The following is a 536-nucleotide window of genomic DNA, read 5'->3' as shown; positions in this document are numbered from 1 at the left end:
GTACCAACCCTTATGTCATTTGTAATGAACAACACCGCTTTATAGTTGCTGAACAGCTTAGAAAAATCGATAGATTGACTTCAAAGAATAACATCCTTGAGCCTGTTGGGCGTAACACTGCCCCTGCAATTGCATTAGCGGCGTTGCTGATGTCTAAGTCTGATAAAAGTGCAGATGATCTTATGCTCGTACTGGTTGCAGATCACGTTATATTAGATGAAGAAAAATTTTGTAACGCTGTTAGATCGGCAATTCCATACGCTGATGATGGGAAATTGGTAACATTTGGTATAATTCCAGACAAAGCAGAAACTGGTTATGGTTATATACATCGAGGACAATATATTAATCAGGAAGATTCGGATGCATTTATAGTGTCATCATTTGTTGAAAAGCCAAATCATGAGACAGCCACTAAATATCTTGCTTCCGGTGAGTATTATTGGAATAGCGGTATGTTTTTGTTTAGTGCAAATCGGTATATAGAGGAACTTAAACAATTTCGGCCTGATATTTTATCCGCTTGTGAAAAAGCA

At 37.7% G+C, this 536-nt stretch carries 1 protein-coding gene; it reads left to right on the top strand.

Annotation, left to right across the window (positions count from 1 at the left end; all coding sequences use genetic code 11):
• The coding region (locus K0039_RS20505; RefSeq protein ID WP_265589546.1) for a sugar phosphate nucleotidyltransferase at positions 1-536 on the top strand (536 nt) is incomplete at both ends.

The organism is Terrisporobacter mayombei (assembly GCF_020748465.1).
In the GTDB taxonomy this organism is placed as follows: Bacteria; Bacillota; Clostridia; order Peptostreptococcales; family Peptostreptococcaceae; genus Terrisporobacter; species Terrisporobacter mayombei.
This window is presented reverse-complemented; position numbering and strand designations above follow the sequence as displayed.